Origin of the sequence: Streptomyces sp. SM1, from assembly GCF_002910825.1 — a bacterium.
Classification (GTDB): domain Bacteria; phylum Actinomycetota; class Actinomycetes; order Streptomycetales; family Streptomycetaceae; genus Streptomyces; species Streptomyces okerensis.
Map to the genome: position 1 here is coordinate 1 of NZ_NEUB01000525.1, position 4,818 is coordinate 4,818.

Annotated in this window: 4 protein-coding genes; all 4 read left to right on the top strand. The window is 72.4% G+C overall.

The window, feature by feature from the left end; all coding sequences use genetic code 11:
- On the top strand, positions 1 to 713 hold a 713-nt coding region (locus B9S61_RS12805; RefSeq protein ID WP_146064815.1), incomplete at its 5' end, for a DUF4139 domain-containing protein.
- A 7-nt stretch (positions 714 to 720) separates the two neighbouring features.
- On the top strand, positions 721 to 2,280 hold the full coding sequence (locus tag B9S61_RS12810; protein ID WP_103542364.1) for a mucoidy inhibitor MuiA family protein: 1,560 nt from the start codon (positions 721 to 723) through the stop codon (positions 2,278 to 2,280).
- Between the two features lie 202 nt (positions 2,281 to 2,482).
- Positions 2,483 to 3,397 carry a diiron oxygenase gene (locus B9S61_RS12815; protein ID WP_103542365.1) on the top strand — a complete coding sequence of 305 codons (915 nt, stop codon included), beginning with the start codon at positions 2,483 to 2,485 and terminating at the stop codon, positions 3,395 to 3,397.
- Positions 3,398 to 3,453: 56 nt separating this feature from the next.
- Positions 3,454 to 4,818: FAD-dependent oxidoreductase (locus tag B9S61_RS12820; RefSeq protein WP_103542366.1), on the top strand; the 1,365-nt coding region annotated here is incomplete at its 3' end.

Below are 4,818 nucleotides of genomic sequence, written 5' to 3' on the forward strand. Positions count from 1 at the left end.
ACCGCCGCCGCGCCGAGACGGTGGCCGCGCTGCCGCTTCCCGGGCACGCCGTGCGGCCCCGCGAGTCCGCCGGCTCCTTCGACCACCGGTTCGATGCGGCCGCACCGGCCGACATTCCCTCGGACGGCACCTGGCACACCGTCACCGTCGGCGAGATCCCGGTCGGCCTGCGGACCGAGTACCTCTGTGTTCCGTCCGTGGAACAGACCGTGTACACGACCCTGATGCTCTCCAACGCCACCGGACAGGCGCTGCTGGCCGGCCCGGTGGAGGTGACCGTGGACGAGGAGTTCCTGCTGACCGCCTCCCTGCCCACGCTCGCCCCGGGCTGCGAGTGCCGGGTGGGCCTCGGGCCGGCCGAGGCCATCGGGGTCACCCGCCGTACGAACCTGCACGAGTCGACCGCCGGCCTGCGCAACAACACCACCGTGCTCGACCACCGCGTCCACGTGGAACTGGCCAACCGGCTCACCGTCCCCGTCCTCGTCGAAGTCCGCGAGCGCGTGCCCGTCACCTCCGAGTCGGACATCCGGATCGAGGAACAGGCCGACTGGACGGCGCCCGGGAACGACGGGGAGCCGGAGCGCCACACGCCCGGCACGCGTCTGTGGCGGGCCGAGCTGCCCGCCGGCGGCACCGCCGCCCTGGACGGCGGCTACGAGATCCGGATCCCGGCGGGCAAGGCCCTCACCGGCGGCAACCGCAGGAGCTGACACAGTCATGTCTACGTCATCGGAGCCGATCCCCCTGCCCGTCACCGCCGTCACCTGTACGGAGGACCGCGCCCACGTGGAGCGGACCGCCGTGCTCGATCTGAGGGCCGGTACCCGGCGACTGCGCCTCGGGCCGGTGAGCGCGACGGCCGTCGACCGCAGCCTGCACGCGGAACTGACCGCCGGCGTCCCGGCGACCGTGCTCGACGCGCGGATCGTGCGCAGCTGGACTCCGCGCGGCCCCGGGCCCGCCGACGACGACTCCGCGCTGCGCCGCCGTGTGACAGCCCTGGAGGAGGAGCGGTCGGCCCTGGAACACCGGCGTGACCGGCTGCGCGCGAGGGCCGAGCTGCTCGGCCGTGTCGCCGCCGACCTGCTGCGGGACATCGGCGAGGGTGCCGGTTCCGGGGAGCCGGAACCGGGCCGCTGGGGCCGGGAGCTGGACCGGGTGGACGGCGAACGCGACGCCTGCGGTGAGCGGTTGCGCGAGGTGGAGGCCGGACTGGCCGGCCTCGCCGCCGAACTCTCCGAGGCGCACCGGGCCATGGACCTCTACGGGACGGAACCCGCGGAGTTGACCGGCCACATAGAGCTGACCGTCCACGCCCCGGCCGACGGCCGGGCCGAGCTGCGGGTGCGCCACCTCACCCCGTGCGCCCTGTGGCGGCCCGCCTACCGGGCCGTCCTGGACGGGCAGGACCTCACCCTGAGCACGGACGCGTTCGTCTGGCAGCGCACCGGCGAGGACTGGTCGAACGTACGGCTGACCCTGTCGACCGCCCGTTCCGCGTCGGCGACCCGGCCGCCGCGGCTCGGCGAGGACCGGCTGACGCTCACGGACCGCTCCCCCGAGGAGCGCCGTACCGTCCATGTCGGCCTGCGCGAGGAGGAGATCACGGAACTCGGCCCCGCCCCTGTGCCCGGGCTGCCCGGAGTGGACGACGGGGGCGAGGTACGGGTGCTCCACTCCCCCGCGCCGGTCTCCGTACCGGCGGACGGCCGCGCCCACCGTGTGCCGCTCTCCTCCTTCACCTCGTCCGCACGCAATGAGTACACCTGCTCGCCCGAGCTGTCGCCGCTGGTCAGCCAGGTGGTGCGGTTCGACAACCGGTCGGGGCACGCACTGCTCGCCGGGCCTGTCGATCTCGTCGGCGGCAGCGGGTTCGGCGGACGCGGCACCCTGGACTTCACCGCCCCCGGCTCTCCCGTCGATCTCGCCTTCGGCAGCCGGGACGACCACCGGGTCCTGCGGGAGACCGAGGAGACCCGCGAGACCACGGGAATCACCCAGCGGACCGTTCTCACCCGGACTGTCCGGCTCCACCTGTCCAGGTTCTCCGCCCCCGGCGAGGAGGACGACAGAGTGGTCGTCCTCCGGGAGCGCATCCCCGTTTCCGAGGTCTCGGCGGTGGAGGTACGACTGCTCCGGGACGCCTGTTCGCCGGCGCCCGACGCGGTCGACGCGGACGGCATCGTCCGCTGGAACATCCCGATGGGCCCCGGCGGCCGGCGCACCGTCACCCTGGCTTACGAGGTGTCGGCGAGCAGCAAGGTCACCGGCCTCTGAGCCACCCGGCAGGGCGAGCGGGTCGGCCGGGTGATCGCTTCCGGCGGGCCTGACGCCGGTCGATGCGGAGGTCCGGATCCGGCTGCGGCCGGCTTCCTACCGAGGGGTAGGAAGTCGGCCGTTCTTGCTATACAGTTCGTCAGCAGCGGCGGCTGTTACCCACGGTAATCCTGCATGGTCCCGACCCGGAGGAGCCCTCAGCATGGCCAGCAGCACCTCTCAGCCGGAGTCTCCGAGCCGGCCCTCCGACGACAACGCGGCCCGGCGGCTGCTCGACTCGTCCGCGCGGCTCTCCTACGACCCGCTCACCGAGGTCGACTGGGACACCCCTCTCGACACGGACTTCCACGGCACCAGCCCGGAGTGGAGCACGCTCTACGGGACGCCGTACTGGCAGGAGCTGACCGAAGCGCAGCGCAAGGCGCTGACCCGCCAGGAGGCGGCGTCCGTCGCCGGCACCGGGATCTGGTTCGAGATGATCCTGCAGCAGATGGTGCTGCGGGACATCTACGCCAAGGATCCGACGGACGACACCGTCCAGTGGGCGCTCACCGAGATCGCCGACGAGTGCCGGCACTCGATCATGTTCGCCCGCGGCGCGAAGAAGCTCCGGGCCCCGGCCTACCGTCCGCACCGGGTGGCGATCGAACTCGGCAGGTTCTTCAAGACCGTTGCCTTCGGTGAGGCCGCGTACGCGTCGATCCTGGTCGCCGAGGAGGTCCTGGACGTCATGCAGCGCGACTGGATGCGCGACGAGCGGGTGGTGCCGTTCGTCCGCACCATCAACAACATCCATGTCGTCGAGGAGTCGCGGCACATGAAGTTCGCCCGTGACAAGACGCGCAGGCACCTCGCTCGGGCGGGCCGGCTGCGCCGCCGCGTGCACGCCGTCCTCATAGCCGTCGCCGCCTACGTCATCGTCACCAGCATGGTGAACCGGAAGGTCTACGCGAACGCCGGCCTGGACGAGGAACGCGCGCTGCGCGAGGCGAAGGCCAACGAACACCACAGGTCGATGATGCGCGCGAGCTGTTCGGGCCTGATGGAGTTCCTGGCCTCGGTGGGACTGCTCACCCGGCCCGCGCTCTTCTTCTACAGGCGCGCCCACCTCATCTGACGACCTGCACCCTGCCCCTGCACCTGTCCCGGCCTTCAGCGGAGCGGACGACGACCATGGCCTTCGCGATCACCCAGACCTGCTGCAGCGACGCCACCTGCGTGTCCGTCTGCCCGGTCAACTGTATTCACCCCGCGCCCGGGGAACGCGCCTTCGGCAGCACGGAGATGCTGCACATCGACCCGAAGAGCTGTATCGACTGCGGGGCCTGCGCCGACGCCTGTCCGGTGGACGCCGTCCTCCCGGTCGACCGGCTGCCCGCCACGCAACGCGAGTACGCGCGGATCAACGCCGCCTACTTCGATCCCGGCGGGGCGAAGTCCCCGGAGGATGACGGGACTTCGGAGCGGGAGCTGACGGGGCCGGTCCCCGGACCGAACCTCCACGCCTGGTCCCGGCCCGCCTTCGACCGGGTCCTGCCCTCGGATTTCAGGGCGTTGCGGGTCGCCGTCGTCGGCACCGGACCGGCCGGCATGTACGCCGCCGAGGACCTGCTGCTGCACACCCGGGCCGAGGTGACCCTCATCGACCGGCTTCCGGCCGCCGGAGGGCTCGTCCGGCACGGCGTGGCCGCCGATCACCCCTCGACCAAGAAGGTGGGCGAGACCTTCTCCCGCTTCCACACACATCCGCGGGTGCGGATGTACCTGGGTCTCGACGTGGGTCACCACCTCACGACCGAGGAGCTCGCCGCGCATCATGACGCGGTGATCTACGCGGTGGGTGCCGCCACGGACCGGCGGCTCGGCATTCCGGGCGAAGCCCTGACGGGCTGTCTCTCCGCGACCACCTTCGTCGCCTGGTACAACGCGCACCCGGAGGTCGCGCCGGACGCCGTCGGCCTGTCCGCGGAACGCGTCGTCGTGGTGGGCAACGGCAACGTCGCACTCGACGTCGCCCGCATCCTGGTCACGGACCCGGAGACACTGGCCGGCACCGGAATCGCCGGCCACGCACTGGCGGAACTGCGCCGCAGCAAGGTGCGCGAGGTGGTGGTGCTCGGACGCCGCGGCCCGCAGGACGCGGCCTGCACCCGGTCCGAACTGCTCGCCCTGAACCACCTCCCCGGGGTGGACCTGATCGTCGACGACCACGATCCGCGCGTCGGCACGGCGATCGACGCCGCCGGGCCGGGGGACAAGGCGGCGGTACTGCGGGGGGTGGCGCGCGAGAGCGTCGGCTGGTCCCTGTCGCCGGGCTCGGACGGGCACCGGCGGCGCATCGTGTTCCGCTTCCTCTCCGCCCCGGTGGCGGTGTGCGGGAGTGAGGACACCGGCGCCGTCCGCGTCACCGGCGGCACCGGGGAGCTGGAGATCCCGGCCGGACTGGTCCTGCGGGCGATCGGCTACCGCGGGGTTCCCCAGCCGGGGCTGCCGTTCGACGAGGCGACCGGGACCGTGTCCAACGAGCACGGACGGGTG